Source organism: Runella rosea (assembly GCF_003325355.1).
GTDB classification, from domain to species: domain Bacteria; phylum Bacteroidota; class Bacteroidia; order Cytophagales; family Spirosomataceae; genus Runella; species Runella rosea.
The window spans coordinates 243,965-264,296 of sequence record NZ_CP030850.1 but is presented as its reverse complement, the minus strand read 5'-3'; the positions used below and the strand labels follow the sequence as shown (position 1 = coordinate 264,296).

At 43.5% G+C, this 20,332-nt stretch carries 15 protein-coding genes and 2 tRNA genes; 4 read left to right on the top strand and 13 right to left on the bottom strand.

Annotation, left to right across the window (positions count from 1 at the left end):
• Positions 1 to 72 precede the first annotated feature (72 nt).
• Complete coding sequence (locus tag DR864_RS01290) at positions 73 to 1,419, top strand: M24 family metallopeptidase (protein WP_114065242.1); 1,347 nt, start codon at positions 73 to 75, stop codon at positions 1,417 to 1,419.
• 97 nt (positions 1,420 to 1,516) lie between these two features.
• On the opposite strand, the gene DR864_RS01285 is transcribed toward DR864_RS01290, so the two are convergent.
• A complete protein-coding gene (locus DR864_RS01285; RefSeq protein WP_114065241.1) occupies positions 1,517 to 3,832 on the bottom strand; it encodes an efflux RND transporter permease subunit in 2,316 nt (771 codons plus the stop codon).
• 510 nt (positions 3,833 to 4,342) lie between these two features.
• Here DR864_RS01285 and DR864_RS01280 point away from each other — a divergent pair.
• Together DR864_RS01280 and DR864_RS01275 are read left to right on the top strand one after the other, a co-directional pair.
• Entirely contained in the window at positions 4,343 to 5,131 is a 789-nt protein-coding gene (locus tag DR864_RS01280; protein WP_114065240.1) for an SPFH domain-containing protein, read from the top strand.
• Positions 5,132 to 5,410: 279 nt separating this feature from the next.
• Positions 5,411 to 5,620 (top strand): hypothetical protein, encoded by a 210-nt coding sequence (locus tag DR864_RS01275; protein ID WP_114065239.1) that lies wholly within the window; start codon positions 5,411 to 5,413, stop codon positions 5,618 to 5,620.
• Between the two features lie 654 nt (positions 5,621 to 6,274).
• Here the strand turns inward: DR864_RS01275 and DR864_RS01270 are convergent.
• From DR864_RS01270 to DR864_RS01235, 8 genes are all read right to left on the bottom strand, one after another.
• Positions 6,275 to 6,360: transfer RNA gene (locus DR864_RS01270), tRNA-Leu, on the bottom strand.
• Between the two features lie 49 nt (positions 6,361 to 6,409).
• A tRNA-Gly gene (locus DR864_RS01265) sits at positions 6,410 to 6,485 on the bottom strand.
• A 141-nt stretch (positions 6,486 to 6,626) separates the two neighbouring features.
• Positions 6,627 to 7,475, bottom strand: coding sequence for a UbiA family prenyltransferase (locus DR864_RS01260; protein ID WP_114065238.1), 849 nt, complete (start codon positions 7,473 to 7,475; stop codon positions 6,627 to 6,629).
• Between the two features lie 31 nt (positions 7,476 to 7,506).
• Positions 7,507 to 8,256 carry a type IX secretion system protein PorG gene (gene porG / locus DR864_RS01255; protein ID WP_114065237.1) on the bottom strand — a complete coding sequence of 250 codons (750 nt, stop codon included), beginning with the start codon at positions 8,254 to 8,256 and terminating at the stop codon, positions 7,507 to 7,509.
• Positions 8,257 to 8,352: 96 nt separating this feature from the next.
• Positions 8,353 to 10,170, bottom strand: a complete 1,818-nt coding sequence (gene porG, locus DR864_RS01250) for a type IX secretion system protein PorG (protein ID WP_114065236.1) — start codon at positions 10,168 to 10,170, stop codon at positions 8,353 to 8,355.
• A gap of 112 nt (positions 10,171 to 10,282) precedes the next feature.
• Positions 10,283 to 11,734, bottom strand: a complete 1,452-nt coding sequence (locus DR864_RS01245) for a leucyl aminopeptidase (RefSeq protein WP_114065235.1) — start codon at positions 11,732 to 11,734, stop codon at positions 10,283 to 10,285.
• 30 nt (positions 11,735 to 11,764) lie between these two features.
• On the bottom strand, positions 11,765 to 12,457 hold the full coding sequence (locus tag DR864_RS01240) for a sulfite oxidase-like oxidoreductase (protein WP_114065234.1): 693 nt from the start codon (positions 12,455 to 12,457) through the stop codon (positions 11,765 to 11,767).
• 105 nt (positions 12,458 to 12,562) lie between these two features.
• The gene (locus tag DR864_RS01235; protein WP_114065233.1) at positions 12,563 to 13,672 is read right to left on the bottom strand and encodes an o-succinylbenzoate synthase; all 1,110 of its coding nucleotides are present in this window, start codon (positions 13,670 to 13,672) and stop codon (positions 12,563 to 12,565) included.
• Between the two features lie 78 nt (positions 13,673 to 13,750).
• Between DR864_RS01235 and lpxK the strand changes: the two genes are divergently transcribed.
• Entirely contained in the window at positions 13,751 to 14,806 is a 1,056-nt protein-coding gene (lpxK, locus tag DR864_RS01230) for a tetraacyldisaccharide 4'-kinase (protein WP_114065232.1), read from the top strand.
• On the opposite strand, the gene DR864_RS01225 is transcribed toward lpxK, so the two are convergent.
• From DR864_RS01225 to DR864_RS01210, 4 genes are all read right to left on the bottom strand, one after another.
• The gene (locus tag DR864_RS01225; RefSeq protein WP_162793501.1) at positions 14,775 to 16,151 is read right to left on the bottom strand and encodes a T9SS type B sorting domain-containing protein; all 1,377 of its coding nucleotides are present in this window, start codon (positions 16,149 to 16,151) and stop codon (positions 14,775 to 14,777) included. The genes lpxK and DR864_RS01225 overlap by 32 nt on opposite strands.
• Before the next feature lie 182 nt (positions 16,152 to 16,333).
• Positions 16,334 to 16,960, bottom strand: coding sequence for a gluconate 2-dehydrogenase subunit 3 family protein (locus DR864_RS01220; RefSeq protein WP_114065230.1), 627 nt, complete (start codon positions 16,958 to 16,960; stop codon positions 16,334 to 16,336).
• Between the two features lie 87 nt (positions 16,961 to 17,047).
• The gene (locus tag DR864_RS01215) at positions 17,048 to 18,787 is read right to left on the bottom strand and encodes a GMC family oxidoreductase (RefSeq protein ID WP_114065229.1); all 1,740 of its coding nucleotides are present in this window, start codon (positions 18,785 to 18,787) and stop codon (positions 17,048 to 17,050) included.
• Between the two features lie 105 nt (positions 18,788 to 18,892).
• The gene (locus DR864_RS01210; protein WP_114065228.1) at positions 18,893 to 20,320 is read right to left on the bottom strand and encodes a DUF4153 domain-containing protein; all 1,428 of its coding nucleotides are present in this window, start codon (positions 20,318 to 20,320) and stop codon (positions 18,893 to 18,895) included.
• Between the last annotated feature and the right edge of the window lie 12 nt (positions 20,321 to 20,332).

Sequence of the window (20,332 nt, the reverse complement as noted above, 5' to 3'; positions counted from 1 at the left end):
AAAAGGAGCAATACAGAGACAAACTTAACCTCTGTGTTTCTCCTTCTCTCTGTGGTTAAAACAAATCAACAAATGAGAAAATCATTATTCTATCTCTTCTTAACTCTTTTCTCTTCTACAACACTTTTTGCCCAATATCCAATCCTGCCCGAGCGCGAACGGGCCCGCGTGATTGATGAGATTTTGGAAGATCGCCTCACCAACCTCCTCCCCCAACTCATGCGGCGCGAAGGGATAGACATGTGGGTAATCGTCTCGCGTGAATATAACGAAGACCCCGTCATGAAAACCATGCTACCAAGCACGTGGCTATCGGCTCGCCGCCGTACCATCATGGTATTTTTTGACGCAGGAGGAGATAAACCATTGGAAAAACTGGCCATTGCTCGCTACGACGTAGGAAACTTGCTAAAAGGTGAATGGGACATCAACGTACAGCCCAATCAATGGTTGGCATTGGGCAAAGTGATTGAAGAGCGCAATCCCAAAAAAATCGCCCTCAATTTCTCCAAAGATTACGGTCATGCCGACGGTTTGACCTATACTGAGCAGAAAGAATTGATGGCTAATTTATCCGAAAAACAAAAAGCTAAAATCGTATCTGCCGACCGTTTGGCGGTGGCTTGGCTCGAAACTCGCTCCGAAAAAGAAGCAGCCCTTTACCCCTTGATTTGCCGTATTTCACACGAAATTATTGAGGAAGCTTTTTCCGAAAAAGTTATTCATCCGGGCATTACTACCACCGACGACGTGGTGTGGTGGATGCGCCAAAAAGTAACTGATTTAGGGCTTGAAACGTGGTTTCATCCTACGGTCGACATTCAACGCCACGACCCCGCCAATTTTGACCATTTACGCACGTTTTCCAAGCGCCCTGATAAGCAGGTCATTATGCCCGGCGATTTGATTCACTGTGATTTTGGCATTACATATTTGCGACTCAATACCGACCAACAACAGCACGCCTACATCCTCCGTCCGGGCGAGTCTGAAGTACCAGAATTTATCAAAAAGGCTTTTGCGCAAGGGAATCGCCTGCAAGACCTTTTGACCGAACGGTTTAAGGCTGGCGTAACGGGCAATCAAATGCTGTTGGGTGCGCTCGAACAGGCAAAAAAAGAAGGTATTACGGCCAGTATTTACTCCCACCCTATTGGTGTTCACGGCCACGCAGCGGGGCCAACGATTGGCATGTGGGACCAGCAGAAGGGAGTTCCCGGTCCTGGCGATTATCCTTTGTTTCCCAATACGGGTTATTCCATTGAGCTCAATGCCGCGGTGGAAATTGCCGAATGGAAAAAAATCATCCGAATCATGCTCGAAGAAGACGGTTACTACACCGCCGATGGTTTCCGCTATTTGGACGGACGCCAAACCGAAGTCTTTACCATCCCAAGAAAATTGACGAATGTGAAGTAATACAAACCCCGACAATTCGGCAGACCGTGCTGTCCTGAATTGTCGGGGTAGTTTTTTAATTCTTTGCGGTGATGAATGCTTAAAAGTACTTCTGATGCTACGACGGACGCTCTTTTTGCCTTTTTGCAATTGACAACAACAAGGCTGGCAGCAGAATCAAGTTTGTACACATAGCCACCAATAAAGTGATTGAAACCATCACGCCCATGGCCGCTGTACCGCCAAAACTGGAAGCTGCAAAAATAGAAAAGCCGCAGAATAGAATGATAGCGGTATAAATCATGCTTAATCCTGTTCCGAAAATGGCCTGTGAGACCGCCTCCGAGGCTGTGCGTCCGCGTTGGTAGAGTTCCTGACGGTAACGCGTTAAAAAATAAACCGTACCGTCGGAAGCAATACCAAAAGTAATGCTGAAAACCAGAATCGTAGTGGGCTTAAAATGGATATTAAAGTACCCCATAATCCCCGCCGTTAAGGCCAAAGGAATGAGACACGGAAGTTTGGATAGCAAAATAATGGGAATCGAACGGAAAAGTACCATCCCGACAATGGCAATCAAAACGATGGCAATCAACAAACTTTCGTACAAATTGCCCAGCAGATAATCATTGCTTTTCAAAAACACAAGACTGTGCCCAGTCAGGCTGACTTTATACTGAGCCGGGTTAAAGATAGAGTCAACTTTGGGGCGTATTTGATTGATTAAGTCTTTGATTCGCTCCGAGCCTACATCTGCCATTTGAAAACTCACCCGCGTAATACTGCGGTCTTCGTTCATAAATGAGTTTAATTGTTTTACGCCGCGGTTGTCTCCCTGCACATAATCGGTCAATTTTGATAACTCTAATGCCCCCGGCAACACGTAATATTTGGCTTCGCCTCCCCGATACGCCTGATACAAAAACCGCGATGCCTCAACCACCGAAACAGGCTTAGAAAACTCTTTAAAATCAGCCATTTCGTTTTGTAATGCCTTGATTTTGTACAACACCTGTGCCTGATTGCCAAATACTCCGTTGGGCTGTTTGGTATCAATCATTACTTCAAAAGGCAAAACTCCGTTGAAGTTAGACTCAAAAAAACGAAGGTCCACGTAAACGGGGTCATTTTGCGGAAGGTCATCCACGATGTACCCCACGGCTTTAATTTTGGTCATCCCATACGCCGAGACCAGAATCACCACCACCATGGCACCATAAATAGCCCGACGGTGATTGTGTACTAGATAATCAACTTTGGTCAGGAAGCCTTTGGCCCATTTTCCTTCCAAATGCTTCAAATGCCGCGCTTTGGGTAGATTCATATAATGCAACGTGATGGGCAAAAGCACCAAACAAAGTACGTACGTAACCATCACACAAATGGAAGCCACGATGCCAAACTCAACCAGCAAGGCACTGTTGGTAAAATAAAACACCCCAAAACCAATGGCGGTCGTAATATTGGCCAGAAAAATAGAAAGTCCAATCTGGCAAATCATTTCCTTAATCGCTTCGTCTTTATTTCCGTGCGTTTTGAGTTCCAGCTGGTATTTATTCAACAGAAAAACACAGTTAGGCACTCCAATCACAATCAAGAGCGGCGGGATAAGGCCAGTTAAAGCCGTAATTTTATACCCAAATAACTGGAGTAAACCAACGGAGAAAATCACCCCCATCAATACCACACCAATCGACAAGAGCGTAAGCCGAAGCGATCTAAAAAAAAGCCAGAGGATAAATGCCGTCACCAACACCGCTAAGGCCATAAAAAGCTTGAGCTCGCCCGATATTTTTTTCATGATGACCGTCCGAATAAACGGCATTCCTGAATAGTGAAGGTCGGTTTTATTTTTTATCGAAAACTCATCGGCCATCGCCTTAATTTCCTCCACAATCGTAATTCGGCGCGAAGAGTTTAGGTCTTTGTCATTAAATGTAATAACAATAAGCGTCGAATTGGTTTTGGAATTGATGGCCAATCCTTCATAAAAGGGAAGTTTTTTAACCTGATTTTTCAGGCTGTCCATCTCCGCCTGAGTAGAAGGTAGTTGCGTAAAAAGCGGTTTAAATTCAAATTTGCTCAGGCTGTCATTTCGTTCTACTTTGTATAAATGACCGAGCGAAAGCACATTCTTAATGCCTTTCATGGCCTTGATACGCTCCGCAAGCCCGTACCAGTTCCGAAATTTAGTGAGTTCAAACAAGTTGGGGTCCTGCCAGCCTATCACCATGATAGCGCCATCTTCCCCAAACACCTTCCTAAACTCCTGATATTCTTTTTCGATGGGGTCATTGGGGGGTAAAATACGAGCCATTTGATAAGAAAGTTCGATTTTACTTCCTTCATAACCCATATATGCTACTGTTACAAAGATCAATACAATCCACGCAAACCGAAAACGAATGATGCCTGCCGCAATTTTATTCCACATAGGTAGGATAACTTTTTAGAGGTGCAAAGATAGCCCACACGACGAAGAATAGACAAAAATATCCATGATATATCATATCAATTAAAATAAAGCAAAAACAAAAACCTCATTTTCAATACCTTACAAAACAACTAATGCAAATTTTAAAACCTGAGCCCAACGAGTCTTTACCAAAAATTATCTTTTGTATCCAAAAACACCTTGGCTCATAGACTCCAATCCCTGTCGAAATGATTATTATCTAAATAATTTAACCGAATAATAATAAACTGAATCACCCTTACAAACGGATACTTGTTTTGCCTATTTTAGTTATTCTATTTCCCTAACAAACCTTTTTTCTATGAAAAATACCCTTTTACGCACATTGATTTTTCTTTTAGTCAATGTCCTGCTTTTCTGGTTCCATTTTTGGGTATTCAGAGGTCCTTACCCTTTTGCAGGCTGGGCCACGGGCTTACTTCATATCATCCTTTTAATTCTTTTCCCTTACGCTAACTATTTTAAAAAATGAAAAACAAACTAATCTATCCATTCTTGTTTATCGTGGTTCTGACGGGTTGTACTCGTGTACAGCCCAATTATGAAGGGGTACTTATGAAAAATTACGGCCGCGAAGGCCGGGGCGATTTCTCGGTCGTGACAGGCTCTCAGGGTCTACTCGGCCCTGGAACAGAACTTTATCAAGTACCTATGTTTGAACAAAAAGCAGACCCCGCAGAAGTAGTCATTACCGCCAAAGATGCAGGCGTCTTTACAGTCGACCCTTCTCTCACCTATCAGGCAATTCGAACCAAAGGCGCCGATATTATCTTCAACTACAAACACGTAGGAATTGATGATGAAAATACAATTATGGACAACATCGAAGGGGCCGTTCTGAATGCACTGGTGGTCAATGCCTATCGCGAAGAAGCCCGCAATTTCAGCACCGATAGCTTAATGAACAACTTGAATCATTTTGAACAGTCGGTTGAGATACGCTTAAAAAAAGATTTTGAGGGAAAATTTTTCACCCTTACGTCCCTGACCAGTGGTCTTAAGCCCCCAACCTCGATGGCCGAAGCCATCGAACGCCGAAACAACGCCAAACAACAGGCCGAACAGGTAAAAAACGAATTGGAAGTAGCACGCATGAACTTAGAAAAAGCCAAAATTGAGGCCGAAGCCAACCGAGTAAAAGCAAGCGGCCTTGAACCAAGGGTATTGCAAGAGCAATGGATTGAAGCCATTCGTAATACCCAAAATAAAGTAATCATCACGGATGGCCGCACCCCTATTATCTTAGGCCAGCAATAAACCCAGCGCGAGCTAACCATCTACAATCTACTTATTGAAGCGGTGCGTGAAGAGTTTCGTTAAATATTTATTAAAAAGAAATTGAATGCAAAAGACCAAAAATATCCTTTTAGGTGCCATTTTAAGAGAATAAAGGCTCTTTTTATCACTATTTTCAGTTTGAAGTACAACCCAGCAACCGTACTTCAAAAGTATTTACTAAAGATAATCAATAACATAGCACGTTTATTGTCATACGGGTGTTAGGTATAATATAGTACTAATTATATAAATGCACCTATGGCTTCAAACAACAGAAACGGCTCCTCTTCGATGAAAGGCAATAAGCGGGACGTGAATGAAATCAAACAAGATCCGTCTTGGTTTATCACCTGTCTAGTCAAAGACCCCGTTAAAAGTTTTACCATCACCTTTGACCCTAAGTCACTATCCCTAAAACGGGAAAAGTACGGGGATCGGTTAATTGTGCCGCAAGGTCTGGAGCAATAATCGTTATTAATTGAAGCAATCTTTGGTTTGCATCTACAATTGAATCTCCATCAATCTTAGGATGTAAAATACCAAAGCTTGAGTCGCTAGTAAGGGAAGGACACACAAAACATTAAGGCATTTAGCTTGATGATTTTGTATGGGCTGATAGAAAGTGGAGAATGGTTCTATGCCACGGTTGTGATTCTTATTACTAATAAAATAAATAAAGCATTAAAAAGGCCAAGCAAATTGCTTGGCCTTTTTAATGCCAATGCTTAGGGATTCGTAGCGTAACGTTAATAGGGCACCATCAACGCCCTCCATAGATCAAGGCAAAAAGAGTTTAGAAAGCAACTTGAAGTTAGCATATAATTGCGTTAGAAGGTAAAGGATGCATTCAACATTCCATCCCCTCTGCATTGATTTCCAAACGCTTTGATGATGACACAAACGGCAGTAAGCGTAAAATTTTCCAGAATAAACGCAGAAAGTAAAAACTGAATCAGAGGTAAAAAAGGTTTAATTAAAACACAAACCTAAAAAATACAACGCTCTCCACAACTTTTTGGAATTGACCCGAAAAACCGTCAGCAGAAGGGAAAACAAAGACAAGCAAAAAAGCCTAAAACGCTATTTTACAACGTTTTAGGCTTCTCTTACTTGTACTTTAAGTACCGGGGACGGGAATCGAACCCGTACGAGCGTTTCGGCTCACAGGATTTTAAGTCCTGCGTGTCTACCAGTTCCACCACCCCGGCGGGCGGTGATTTTATTGTTGATAAAAAAAGCACCGTTTTCGGCGGTGCTTGGAGCGAAAGACGGGGTTCGAACCCGCGACCTCGACCTTGGCAAGGTCGCGCTCTACCAGCTGAGCTACTTTCGCGTATGTTTTACCGTGATTTGGTGGTGCAAAAGTAGTCTTTTGATGTATATGATGCAAGTTTTTATTCAAAAAAATGGGCTTTTTTTGAATAAAAAAAGCCCATTTTAAGCTGTACACATGATTATCAGAATGTTAGGCACGTCATAAAAAACAGAGGATTCCAAAAAAAATATTGAGACATACACTCGCCAACACATTTAACCACATGGTATTTCTGAAATTAGCATTCCGTTCGTCTTGCCATGTCTTCCAAGTCCACCATCCAAAAAAAGCCAACAACGGAAAGAGCAAAATTACCAAGAACAATAGCGGTAATGTAAACCCAAAATAAGCCATGTAACCACCTCCCGACAGCAGTAGCCAAAAACAAGCATTAATAAATGTTCCCCTAATCCCCAGCAGTCGGCTCATGGTCATGTCGCCGCGTTTGGCATCTTCTTCGTGTTGGTACACCTGCGTAAGCGGATAAATAGCCAACAAATTTGAGGTACAGACCAAGGCGGGTAATAATTGCGGAATAAGCGATTCAAAGGTTTGCAGATTATTGATGGATTGAAACACCGCCAAGTACGTAAGCGCACCCTGAAAAATGGTAACTACAACCCAACTCAAAATTGGGTACTTTTTCAACCGAACCAATGGATGACTGTAGGCCTTTGAAATAAAACCATAAATCAGCAAATACCCCGTAAATGATTCGCCCACAAGCAACCAACCCAATACCAATGCCAGAATATCAAAAACCCACGCAACGTAATACAATTCTTTGGTGACGGGTGGAGGCGTTTCTAGTAATCCAATACTCCCTTCATCTTTATCGTAATAGCTATTGTAGGCATTGCTTGCGGGAAAGAGCAAAAAATGCAGAATGAAAAATACCCACCAAGCTTTAGCAGTATCGGGATGCGGCGACTGACTGAGCGCAAACAAAAAAATAGGTAATAAGAAAAAAGAAAACGGAATTCGAAGATGAAGGAGAATGTTTTTCATGCAGAGTAGTGAAAATGGAAGCTAAAAGTACTCATTCCTGCACAAAATCACACTTGGTTGGGTTACGAATCTTGAACCCAAAGGGCCTTTTATTGAAGCGATAAACAACACTTATTCCCGAAATGATGTACCTATCTGTTTTTGCAGGATTGCCCGCAAAACTGATTCCGTCTAAGTAGTCAGAAAAAGTAATGCGGAAACCTGCCTCGGCCGCGAGGGTCCATTGCGGATGGAATCGGTACTTAACCCCTATCCCGAAAGGAACAACCCCATGCATTGACTTATACACGGCGCTGCGGTCAATGGCAGCTCCTTGTACAAATTGGGGCTTTTCAACAATCATATTTTCTAAATCCGCCTTGGGTTTTGTTCTCACAAATCCAAGGCCCGCAAACAGAAACGGAGAAAACGATGGTGAAAACCTGTGTCTCAGTCGCGGTTGGGTTAGCGGCCAAGGATGCCACTCAAATTGGGCAGAAACCTCCGTCAATGGCGTGGTCGTTGTAAAATTACGAAAGGCTCGGTCGGGATAATGGCTGTCTTTGCCCGAAAGTCTTCCCTTAATTAAACCAGCTTTTACCGCAAAGTAATCTGAAAAATTATAACGCCCCAACACCCCAAACGAAGGCTTTGGCTCTTTGGAAAGAATATCTGACTTGTTTAAATCACCCAGATACCCTGAGCTACCTCCAAATACCCCAACTTCAAATCGGTCTTGTGCGTTAACAATGAACGAGTTGACAAAAAACAACAATAAAAAGCGGACGTATAAATAGCGCATTTACAAATGCCTGTTACTGTATTTTGACCCTACAAAAAAAAGCCGAACGGGAAATTAATCTCCTGCTCGGCTTTGAAAACGATTTATCAATTTTGGTTATTGTCGAAATGCTTCAACTTCCACCCGGCGATTTATTTTGCGGCCTGCCTCGTTGGTATTCTCAGCTGCAGGTACATTTTCGCCTAAACCTTGAATCACTACGCGTGGAGCACTTACACCTTTCAGCAATAAATACTCCAAACAAGCCTTCGCCCTCGCTTCTGATAGCTTTTCGTTGTAGGCTTTCGAGCCTCTACTGTCGGCGTGTCCCGTCAGGCGAAGCATATACGTTGGGTTTTTCGCTAGCACATCCACTAAACCATCAAGAATTGACTTGTATTTGTCTTGTATCACCGAACTATTGGTTGCAAAAAGAATTGATTCCACTTTGAAGTCAACCACCAATTTGGCAGGGTCAATGGCTACCTTTTGTTTTTTAGCCAATTCAGCTTCTAAGCGGGCCTTTTTCTCCGCAGCTTTGATAACAACCTGCAACGCTTTAGCATCAATGCAACCTTCAAACTCGGGCTTACCGGCTACCTCTGGACAACGATCTTTGGAATCTTCGACACCGTCACCATCTGTATCGGGGCAACCATTGAATTGAGCCACGCCCGCCACCGTCGGACAGGCATCATCTTTGTCGGCCACGCCGTCGTTGTCTGCATCGGGGCAGCCTTTCAAATCAGCTTTACCAGCAACACTTGGGCAAGCATCATCTTTGTCAGGAATACCATCACCATCTGTATCAGGACAGCCCCCAAATTGGGCCAAACCAGCGACGTCTGGGCAGGTATCGTCTTTGTCGGCAATGCCATCTTTGTCTTTGTCAGGACAACCTTTAAGGTTTGCCAAACCAGCTACATCTGGGCAAGCATCGTCTTTGTCGGCAATACCATCCTTATCTTTGTCAGGACAGCCTTGCAATGATGCAAGACCTGCTTCGGTAGGACAGCTATCGTCTTTATCACGTATTCCATCACCATCCGTATCAGGGCACCCTTTCATGGATTGCAATCCAGCTACGTCTGGACAATCATCATCTTTATCAGCAACACCGTCATTGTCTTTATCTGGGCATCCTTTCATTCTTACCGAACCCGGTTCGTTCGGACACGCATCTTTTTCATCAGGAATGCCGTCACGGTCTTTATCTTGATGGTCAAAACGGTACGTAATGGCAAGTGTTGAAAGCTTATAACGGTCATCACGATTGGGATTTGCGCCTTGGCTTATTCCGTCTAAATAATCAGAAAAAGCTAAACGAAAACCCGCTTCGGCACTCACCACCCACTTTTCAGACAAATCGTAGCGAATACCAATTCCAAAAGGAATGACAAAGTTTGATTTAGAATAATCGGCGGCCTGATCGGCAATTGCTCCCTGACGAAAATTAGCGGGAGTGGATGCAGTCCCCGTAAAATCAGGTTTAGGATTGGTGAATCCAACCCCTGCCCCTGTAAATAAATAAGGCGATAACTTGCGTTTAAAGCGCACTTGAAAGGCCGTAGAATCGTATTTAAAACGATTTTTACCCAAGAAATCATATTCTACAATCGCCGACAAATCGGTAAGCGATGAGCGCGTTTTGAAGCCTCTGACTTTCCGGTCTTCAAAATTGGCATCGTTGCCCGACAACGTACCAAATGTCAAAGCTCCCCGCAATGCCCAGTTGCGACTGATATGGTAGCGGCCCAAAAAGCCGCCACTCATTTTAGGCTCCTGTGAAAAAAAATCAGATTTATTGAGGTCGCCCAGATACCCAGACCAGCCCACTCCAGCGCCCAGTTCCCATCGTTTGTAAACCTGTTGACTATAAGCTGGGCCGACAACCAATAACATGGCCATGAGCGCAAATCGTACAGTTAGCTTCATAGAAATTCGTCAAATTAAATTGAAAATGTAGCTTAGTGGCTTTTTTAATGGGCAAAATTAAGGCTTAAAGCTAATAGAACACGGCTGAATTACCAAACGTCCACTAGATAAATCATCCGCCTTTTCCTTGCAGCCATCGCAACAATAATCTAACACCATAGGCGGAAGCTGATTTCATAGTGCCAAATTCAGAGTCGGCAAAAGCGGTTCCTGCAATATCCAGATGTGCCCAGCGCGGATGCTCTTCGGCAAATACTTCTAAAAATTTAGCCGCGACAATCGCCCCCGCAAAAGGCTTCCCATGAAAGTTTTTGACATCGGCTACATCAGAAGTCAACTCTTCTTTGTAATCATCCCACAATGGCAAACGCCATAGCTTTTCGCCCGTTTGTTGCCCCGAATCGTACAAATCTTTGGCAAGTTGCTCGTTGTTGGTAAACAATCCTGCCGCCGAATAACCTAAGGTAGCGATACAGCTACCCGTTAATGTTGCCAAATCAATCATGGCATCTGGCTTTGCAGTGCGCACAAGATAACTGAGCGCATCAGCCAAAATAACCCGGCCTTCGGCATCGGTATCAATAATTTCAATGGTTTTTCCTGAATAACTTCCCACTACATCACCCGGTTTTGTGGCCAATCCATCGATGCTGTTTTCGGTGGCGGGAATTGCCCCAATCAAATGAACGGGCAATTGTAGTTTAGCGGCGGCTTCAATCGTCCCCAATACCGCCGCTGCTCCACCCATGTCAGATTTCATGTAGTGCATATTGGTCGACTGTTTCAGCGATATTCCTCCCGTATCGAAGGTAACACCTTTGCCGACCAAACCTATTTTTTCCGTCGCTTGAGGGTGTTTGTACTCCAATAGAATAAATCTGGGCGGATTTTTACTGCCCAAACTCACCGCTAATAGCGCTTTCAATCCTTCTTCTTCGCACTGTTTTTCATCCCAAACGGTAACGGAATAACCGTATTTCTCGCCCGACTCAACAGCCCACTCAGCCAAACTTTGGGGTGATTTTCTATTGGAAGGTGCATTCATCAAATCCATGATTCGGATTTGAGTCTGTGCAATTGCTTCACCGCGTTGCGCTTGTTGCCTGGCCGATTCGACCGCATCTGAGTCAACAACGATTTGCAGTTTAGCGGCTTTATCAAAGATTGTCAGCCCCTCTTTCTTTTTGGTTTTGTACAAATCCAAATCATAATCACCTAAAATACAACCATTTACAGCCACCTCTACCCACTCATTCTCAATCCCGCTAGTTTGGAGGTCAATCGCAATGACGTTGGGCAAGTTCCTTTTTTGTTTGTAAAAAAACGAACGAAGTGTTTTGATAAAATCAGCTTCTTTTGGCGTTTTTCCTAACCCTACTAAATATACTTTTCGGCCATTTTCGTAAATCGTTACCACTTGTTTAGCTTCCGCTTTGAAATCCTCTTTCAGGAAAACGGTGTTCGAAAAGATGTTTAATCGGTCGCCTAAATCATCACTTTGACGAAATAAATAAATAATCGCTTCGGTTTCAGGCTGAAGCGCACCAACAATTTGAATTTCCATAAAACAATATTGAATCAATTATTTATATCTCTAGCTGTAACGATCATTTCTCCACGGGTAGGCCGTATTTGAGTACCCACGTTCTTCCCAAAAACCGCGTTTATTTTTATCCAAAAACTCAATTCTTTTAATCCATTTTGAGCCTTTCCACGCGTACAGCTGCGGTGTAATCATCCGAACGGGGCCACCGTGTTCTTTGGGCAAAGGCTCTCCGTACACCGTATGCGCCAATAATACATCGGGTTTGAGTGCTTCTTCCAGCGATACGTTGGTAGTATACGTATCATATCCATAACACATCAGGTGGGTAGCCGTTTCTTTGGGCTGCACCAGTGCCGCCAAATCTAATAAACGAACCCCTACCCACGACATATCGAGTTTGGACCAAGTGGTTACACAATGAAAATCAGAGGTATCTTCGGTTTGGGGCAACGCCATGAAATCTTCCCATTTTAAAATCACTGGATTTTCCACTTCACCGTCAATGTACAATCGCCAGCGGTCGAGGGTTACGTTGGGTTGGTATCCTAAATCCAGCACGGGCCATTTGGTCGTCAGGGTTTGCCCAACGGGCACTTGCGGCATACCGTGGCGATTGATTTCACCGTGACCCTGCGGACGTTCATCCGCCATCGACGGTGTATTTTTCATTTTATCCTCAAAACGAGCCTTCAGCTTCATCCGAGCCTCAATGATTTTATCGAGTTTACTGCTTTCTTCCATGTTTTTAAATCATTTGTTAGTAGAAAACGCCGAAATAGAACCCTTTCTTCGAATGGTTCCTGTTCATTTACTTAACGACTTAAACAAATAAAAGTTCGTAAAATACTAGGCCGTTGAAGAAATACGGCTGGAATTCAACACTCCGAAGTCCCAAGGTTGGAGGAGATCATAATGGAGGTGTCCCTGATTAATCATTAACGGACTTGGAATATTATTATGGTATAACTGGCCTGTGCCTAATCCTTGCGGGAGAGCATTATCAAACTCAGCCGTAAATTGCGAAATGGCATTCAATCCGATATTTGATTCGAGCGCGGAGGTAATCCACCAACCAATATCGAGCCGTTGGGCCGTTTCTATCCATTCACGAGTCAACTCAAATCCTCCGAGGAGGGTTGGCTTTAGAACAATATATTTTGGTTTTAGCTGCTTCAATAAGCGTCTTTTTTCGGCGTAGTCGAAGGTTCCGATAAGCTCTTCATCCAAGGCAATTGGAACGGGTGACTTTTCGCACAGTTCGGCCATCAACTCCCTTTGTTTGGGCTGAATGGGCTGTTCAATCGAATGCAGGTCATATTCTGCCAATTTATTCAGCTTGTCATACACCGTTGCGGCCGTAAACGCGCCATTGGCATCCACCCTGAGGGTAATTTCCTGAGCAGAAAAATGACGACGGATGTAGGCTAAGATGGCGCATTCCTCATCAAAGTCAATCGCACCGATTTTCAGTTTGATGGTGGTGAATCCATCGGCAATTTTTTCTTCCACTTGCTGGAGCATCGCCTCATGGCTCCCCATCCACACAAGGCCGTTGATCGGAATTCTTTTTTGCTGATTGACAAAAGCATTATCAAACAGCACTCTTTTACCCCCATTGAGGTAATCAAGCATGGCTGACTCAAACCCAAAACGAAGGGACGGCCACTGACTGCCGATTAATTGTTCAAGAATAATGGGGATATTCCAACTGTAAATTTCAAGATCCAATTTATTGAATTCTTGACAAATGCTTTGCAGCATATCCTCAAAATCAGGTCGATCGTCAATGCTCAGTCCACTCAACGGCCCGCACTCCCCGATGCCAATAACGGAAGGAATGTCATCATCATATATTTTGATTAACCAGGACGTTTTTTCTGTCAAGATACCCCTGGAAGTACCGGCGGCAAACCGAAAATTCAGTTTATAAGGCTGATAGTGAACTTGTAAGGGCATTCGAAAGACAATGTTTGGGGTAAGCAGGTTCACAAAATAGAGAAAAATCCCTTACTTTGCCAAAGTCATTTTAAGAAAATGTTAAGAAAGTTATCAAACGTATTGCGATGGATACTGTGGCCCATTAGCGTCCTATATGGTATCGTTACCTATATTCGTAATTATTTGTATAACAACGAATTAAAAAAAATATACCTATCAGAATTATACACCATTAATATTGGAAATTTAACAGTCGGTGGTACGGGTAAAACGCCTCATATTGAGTACTTACAACAACTTTTAAGCCATAATTGGAAAATATCCGTTTTGAGCAGAGGATACGGAAGAAAAACGACGGGTTACCGAGAAGTGAGGGACCAATCTACCGCGCTGGAAGTGGGTGACGAGCCTTTACAATTTTACCACAAATTCGGTCATCAAACACCCGTCTTCGTTTGTGAAAAACGGGTTGAAGGAATTCTGAGAATTGAAAAAGAAAAACCGAATACCCAAATCATTCTGCTGGATGATGCCTTTCAACACCGCGCCATACGCCCTCACCTCAACCTCTTATTGACCGACTATCGGCGGCTATTTTACCAAGATTATGTGCTCCCGATGGGTCTATTGCGGGAATTCAGGCTGGGAGCCAAGCGCGCCAACGCCGTTATCGTCACAAAATGCCCACAGCAACTATCCGAAACGGACAAAAATGAAATCGTACGTCAAATTCAGAAATTTACCTTGCCCTCTACCCCAGTATTTTTTTCGACTTTTAGGTACGGAACGCCCGTCCCTTACTTCAACCACTTACCATTATTGATTGATAATCAACCAATAAGCTTAATTTCTGGGATTGCGCAACCCCTATTATTTGAAGAAGCTGCCTCGGCTATTTATAAAGTAATAGGGCACAATGCACTCGGCGACCACCACAATTACAGCGAAGAAGACGTCTGGACGTTTGCAAAAATGGCGCAGAAATCCCCTATTTTAACGACTGAAAAAGATTGGGTGAAGCTTTTTCCCTTGCTTGAAAAAATGGGATTACAGGAAGCGCAATTTTACTACTGGCCCATTCAGGTTGGCTTTGATTCACCCACATTTGACCAGTATATCCTTAACGAAGTAGCGAAACAGTCCCGCGTTTAACAAACGTTCGCCCGATTTTGTCAGTGACATTAATCCGGTATAAGTAGGCACCTGCTGGGGCAGGGCTTCCATTAATCATCCCGTTCCAAAAACGTACATTCGTACTGTTACGGAATACGACAGAACCCCAACGATCATAAATCATCACTAGCGGCTCACCTTCTATTTCGCCTTTTACTTCAAAAAAATCATTTGCTCCATCCCCATTCGGAGTAAAAGCATCTGGAACAAAAAGCCTACCGAAAGGATTACAAAGAGAGGCAGGCGCGTCAGTACACAGCTTATTGGAAAGGATGGTTGCGTCTTTGGTATTAATTTCAAGACGATAACAGGTTTCAGTTCCGCAATTACCCTGATTGTCGGGTTTAAACCATTGCGAAAACGTCGGGTTCCACCAATTTTCGTCGTTACGCGTTACCGTCATCCCTTTTACGTCCGAAGGATATAAATAGGGCCCAATGCTAACCACGTTTGCATCGGCTTCTTTGGTTATTTTGATAAAACTACTGCACAATACGTTTGACTCCAACAACGCCACACAGCTATCCCGGGCCTTAAGTTTGTAGCAAAATATCTTATTTGTATCGACCAGTACTTTTACTTTTTCTTCAGCATTCTTCACAATCGTGCCAAGCGTTCTAAAACTACCTCCCCCTTCCTGCCGAAAGATTTCTAATTCAAATTGGTTCGGATTCGTCACGGTTAGCTCTCCAGTGGTGGCATCAAGCATTTCAAGTTTTGAAAGAATAGCGGGCTTTGCTTCCGAATCTAGTGAAATGGTTTGGCTGCTTTTTCCGCCGCAATTACTGATGCGGTGCCGACCGTAGACGGTGATAACTTTAGACGTTTTGTCAGAATATTTATGGATTGCGAGCAGATTTAATTTGTTAAGAATCGTAAACTGGCCATCGCCCCAATCAACATCGTAGGCTTCATACTCTGTTACAGCGTGGTTGGTAATACTTAGATTAGCCGTTCCGTTAGAACATACCAAAACCCTAAATGTGGGCGGTGTCGGGTTCTGCACAGTCACTACTCGGCACGCTCGTTGGCGCACTCCATTGGCCGTTTCTGAAAGCTTCATTACATAATATAAACCCGGCTTAGTGTAAGGAAAGGTCGAATCAGTAGTAGTCTTGTAAGCATCGGGATTCCCGCCTCTATAATCAAATATGTAGTTATTTTTGTAAGAGACAATTTGTTTATTGGAGATTCTTACCTGCAAAGGCGCACAACCTACCTCGTTAAGGATATTAAACTCCCCCGTTGCCCATCCCGGAGGAATAATATTGCATTGATTATCTACTATTTGTTGCCCAAAAGCCAACGAAATAGTAAGCCCCAAGGTCAAAAACAGTAAACACCGCTTTTTGGATTGAAGAAGCGTAAGCCAGAAATAAGTAAAGGTTATTATTGGATATAATTTTCCCAAAAATCGCATTTTTTTGAGCCTTTTGGTATCATAACAAAATAGCGGGACAAAAATTGTGCCCGCTATTTAAAATTCCAATTAAAGGATTGAATTAATCATGAATCATAACTTAATCCGTACTGCTTCAACACATCTTCAGGCACCCCATCCCATGCATTGGGGCGGTTGCCTACGTAGCCTAAGTACTTGAATCCTACCTCCGTAGTAAAGTAACCCGTAGCAGTCAGATTGCGCATCAGGTTAAAAAATGCTACACCTTGACTCATCTCGGGCTTTGCCTGTCCTGGATAAGCAATTTGGTCAAGCATTTGGATTTGCTGCGCTTTAGGGCAGGCTACGAATTTTTTGCCAAATTGTTTTACGCAGGCAGTATCCAACCATAACAAACCTCCGCGCATCGGCGTTTGGTGTTGGGGCATATCTTTTACGATAAACTCAATAAACTCCGCCACTTTTGCTTCTGTTGCTCCACCAAATTGACCATCGGCAGGAATGATAAAATCGGCCAGCACGCGAATCGTCTGCAATTCGTGCAGCGTAAAAAACTTCTCGGCGGCAATTTTGGCATCCCGCGCCAATTCTGCCGCACTTTTTCCATTCTTAAAATCTGACAAAGAAGGCGGTACGGCCTTCTTGGGAACATCAGCGTGGGCTTCTGTACCCGCAATCGTAGCGGTCAGGGTTCCCAACGACAGGGCTTTTAATGTATCTCTGCGTTTCATCTTTATGAGTGGTTGACAGTGGGTGATTAAAGAAAAATAAACCCTGATAATCAACGATTTACAAGTCTCTAATCACAAACCACTTTATTATAAATTCGCTTTTTTACGTTGGTCAATAATGTACTCAGAGGCACGCATCGAAAGGGCTAAGATGGTCCAAGTCGGGTTTTTGTCGGCCTGCGATACAAAGGTTCCAGCATCCACCACAAACACGTTATCGGCATCATGCAACTGACTATTACGATTTGTCACTGATTTGGAAGGATCATCTCCCATCCGCGTAGTTCCTACTTCGTGAATAATACGCCCAGGAGCGGCCAATCCGTAGTTTGATTCAGGGCCAGGTTTAGGACCGTTTGCGATACCACCCATTGCAGTAATAATTTCTTCAAACGTATCCTGCATGTGTTTTGCCTGCTTAATCTCATGCTCAGACCAGGTGTATTGGAAGCGCAACACAGGAATTCCATACTTATCAACCACGTTGGGGTCAATTTCGCAGAAGTTATCCTCCCGCGCGATAGCCTCCCCACGACCAGCCATGCCGAAGTTGGCTCCGTAAAAATGACGATAATCTTCTTTCAACGAAAGTCCGTATCCTCCTGCTGGTTTAATCTTACCTTCTTTATTAGGATATTTTCCGTTGATATTCTCCATTCCAAAACCAAAACCGTAGCCTGGCATCCCCATACCTCCACCGTATTCGATGTGATACCCACGAGGGAAATCAAGTTTTTTACCGTTCAACCACCAAGGCGTGTACACGTGCATGCCTCCTACTCCATCTTCGTTGTAGCGCTTACGATCTACCAAGTGGGGCAAAAAAGCACTGCGACTAGCACCCGTCGAATCGTGCAAGTATTTACCAAGTACACCGCTTGAGTTGCCAAGCCCTTTAGTATGGCGAGACGACTTAGAGTTCATCAACAAACGAGCTGATTCACAAGCACTTGCTGCCAGCACTACAATCTTCGCTTTAACCGTATATTCCTGTAAATTATTTTTGTCTACGTACGAAACACCCGTTGCTTTACCCTCCTGATTCGTAATTACTTCACGCGCCATTGCATTGGTAAATACTTTGACGTTTCCTGTTTTTACAGCAGGTTTTACCAATACCGAAGAGGAGGAAAAATCAGCATACGCCTGACACCCACGGCTACACTGCGAGCAATAAAAACACGCACCACGGTCTTTGTTGATGGGTTTTGTGAGAATAGAAAGGCGCGAAGGAATCACTGGAATTCCCGCTTTTTTACCTGCCTGCTTCAACATCAACTCGTGCAAACGCGGTTTTGGCGGAGGCAAAAATAGCCCGTCGGGTTCATTCTCAATGTTTTCAATACTTCCAAAAACACCCACCAGTCGGTCTACTTTATCGTAATACGGCTTTACATCTTCGTAGCCAATGGGCCAGTTGTCGCCAAGTCCGTCAACATCTTTACGTTTAAAATCCAATGGACCAAAACGCAGCGAAATTCGCCCCCAGTGGTTGGTACGGCCGCCCAGCATCCGCGAACGGAACCAGTCAAACTGCGTACCACTCTTGCGGGTATAGGGCTCCCCGTCAATTTCCCAACCTCCCCAAGCGGCGTCGAAATCACCAAAAGGACGGTGATTGCCCGCACCACGGCGGGGTGATTCCCAAGGATTCTTGAGCTGGGTAATGTACTTAGGGTCAGCAGGATCGTACCAAGGTCCCGCCTCAATGAGTGCGACTTTAGCGCCTGCTTCTGCCAAAACCTTGGCAGCCATCCCGCCTCCCGCACCCGAGCCTACGATGCAAACATCATAAACGATAGGTTGTTCTTTGATTTGAAAACTCATAAGTATGTCTATTGAAAAAGGTAACCAAGAATGGTTTTTAAAATTTTTGCTTAATGTTATAAAGAAACGTTTGACTTACAATTACTGTATATCTCACTGCCTTTACTATTGTTCTATCATTATTTTTCTCAACCAATCCTCATCTACCGTTCGCGACTGCCAATCTTCCTGCTGCCGATGGGTATATTTCCAATTTCTTATTTGGGTTTTAATCTTGTTCTCAAAACCAACAATCCGTGCGTCTTTTTGTTGGATTAATTCCAGTAAATAAGGCAATTTTGTTGGTCCCAGCTCAGTAATATAGCCCATATCCAAGTTTTTTGCTTCCTTAATATTATACCAAGTAATCAACCTATCCCAATCCACCAATCCATAACAAATAAGTACAAAATACACTAACCAAGAGGTACGACGTATCAGGTACCAATTTGATTTCAAATATATAATTTTAATAAAAGTAAAAAACAGCCCTCCAAACGTCAGTCCCAACGCTACATACACCCAAATTCGCTTGAATGTCAACCCAAAAACATCGATGTAGAGCGAGTTTTTATAGAACGTAAATACCGTTAAAAGTCCATTCAGGGCAATCCAAAGCAGGGCAAGCTGAACCAATCGTTGGCGTTTTGGATAGAAATTTTGATTTGCTTTAAAATAATACACAATCAGCCATATTGCAGACAAAATACTGATAAGCAATGCATTAAACCCTTCATGTACCTGTTCGGAAAACCCTTTGGGCGTTTGCTGAAAGTCTGGAATCAACATTTGAAGTACGTTGAAAAGGATAAAACAGGAAATAAGCGCATTCAGCATTCCGAAAAGTAACACTCCCTGCTGATTTTGATACCTCAATACTAAAGTCAAAATTCCTTTCTTCACCTTTCTGATACGCACTAACTCATCCTTTCTTTTGAAATCTTCTTCAACGGCAGACTCAATGCCCCACGGAAAAAAAAGAGGGCACAGCCACACCATCCCAATCAAAATAGCACCGATAAATAAAAAATTTATGTGGGTTGTGAAAAAAGAAATATCGACTGAAAAGGCTGGATTTGCCCAATTGTAAAGAAAATAAAAGGCCGTTGTAACCGAAAATGGGAAGACCAAAAAAGAGGGCTTAAAGCGAAATAATCCTTGAAAAGTTTTGCCCGTTAGCGCACTAAAGTCTTTCCTTAAAACAGGTAGATGGGTGGCAAACCCTCCCATAAATGCCCCCACAATGCCATTGAGCCAAGCCAAATGCAAACTGCTTCGGGGAGCGTACGTTAACCCTACAAACACCAATAACGAACACACATATATTATTTGTAACCAAGCACTTACATGCCAAGCCACCGCGATAGATGCAATAAGTTGCATCGTAGCTCCCATCCACCAATAACGAATAAAAAGTAACGCTCGATGCCCCGCTCCCACCAATACGATAAGCACCAAAGAGAATACTGGCGCATTGTAGCCCTGCGCCTGATTATAAAATAAGTACGTGTGGACCGCAACCGCAGTCAGCCAAAGCAGGTTGTTTTTGTTCATGTTAGTTTTTTT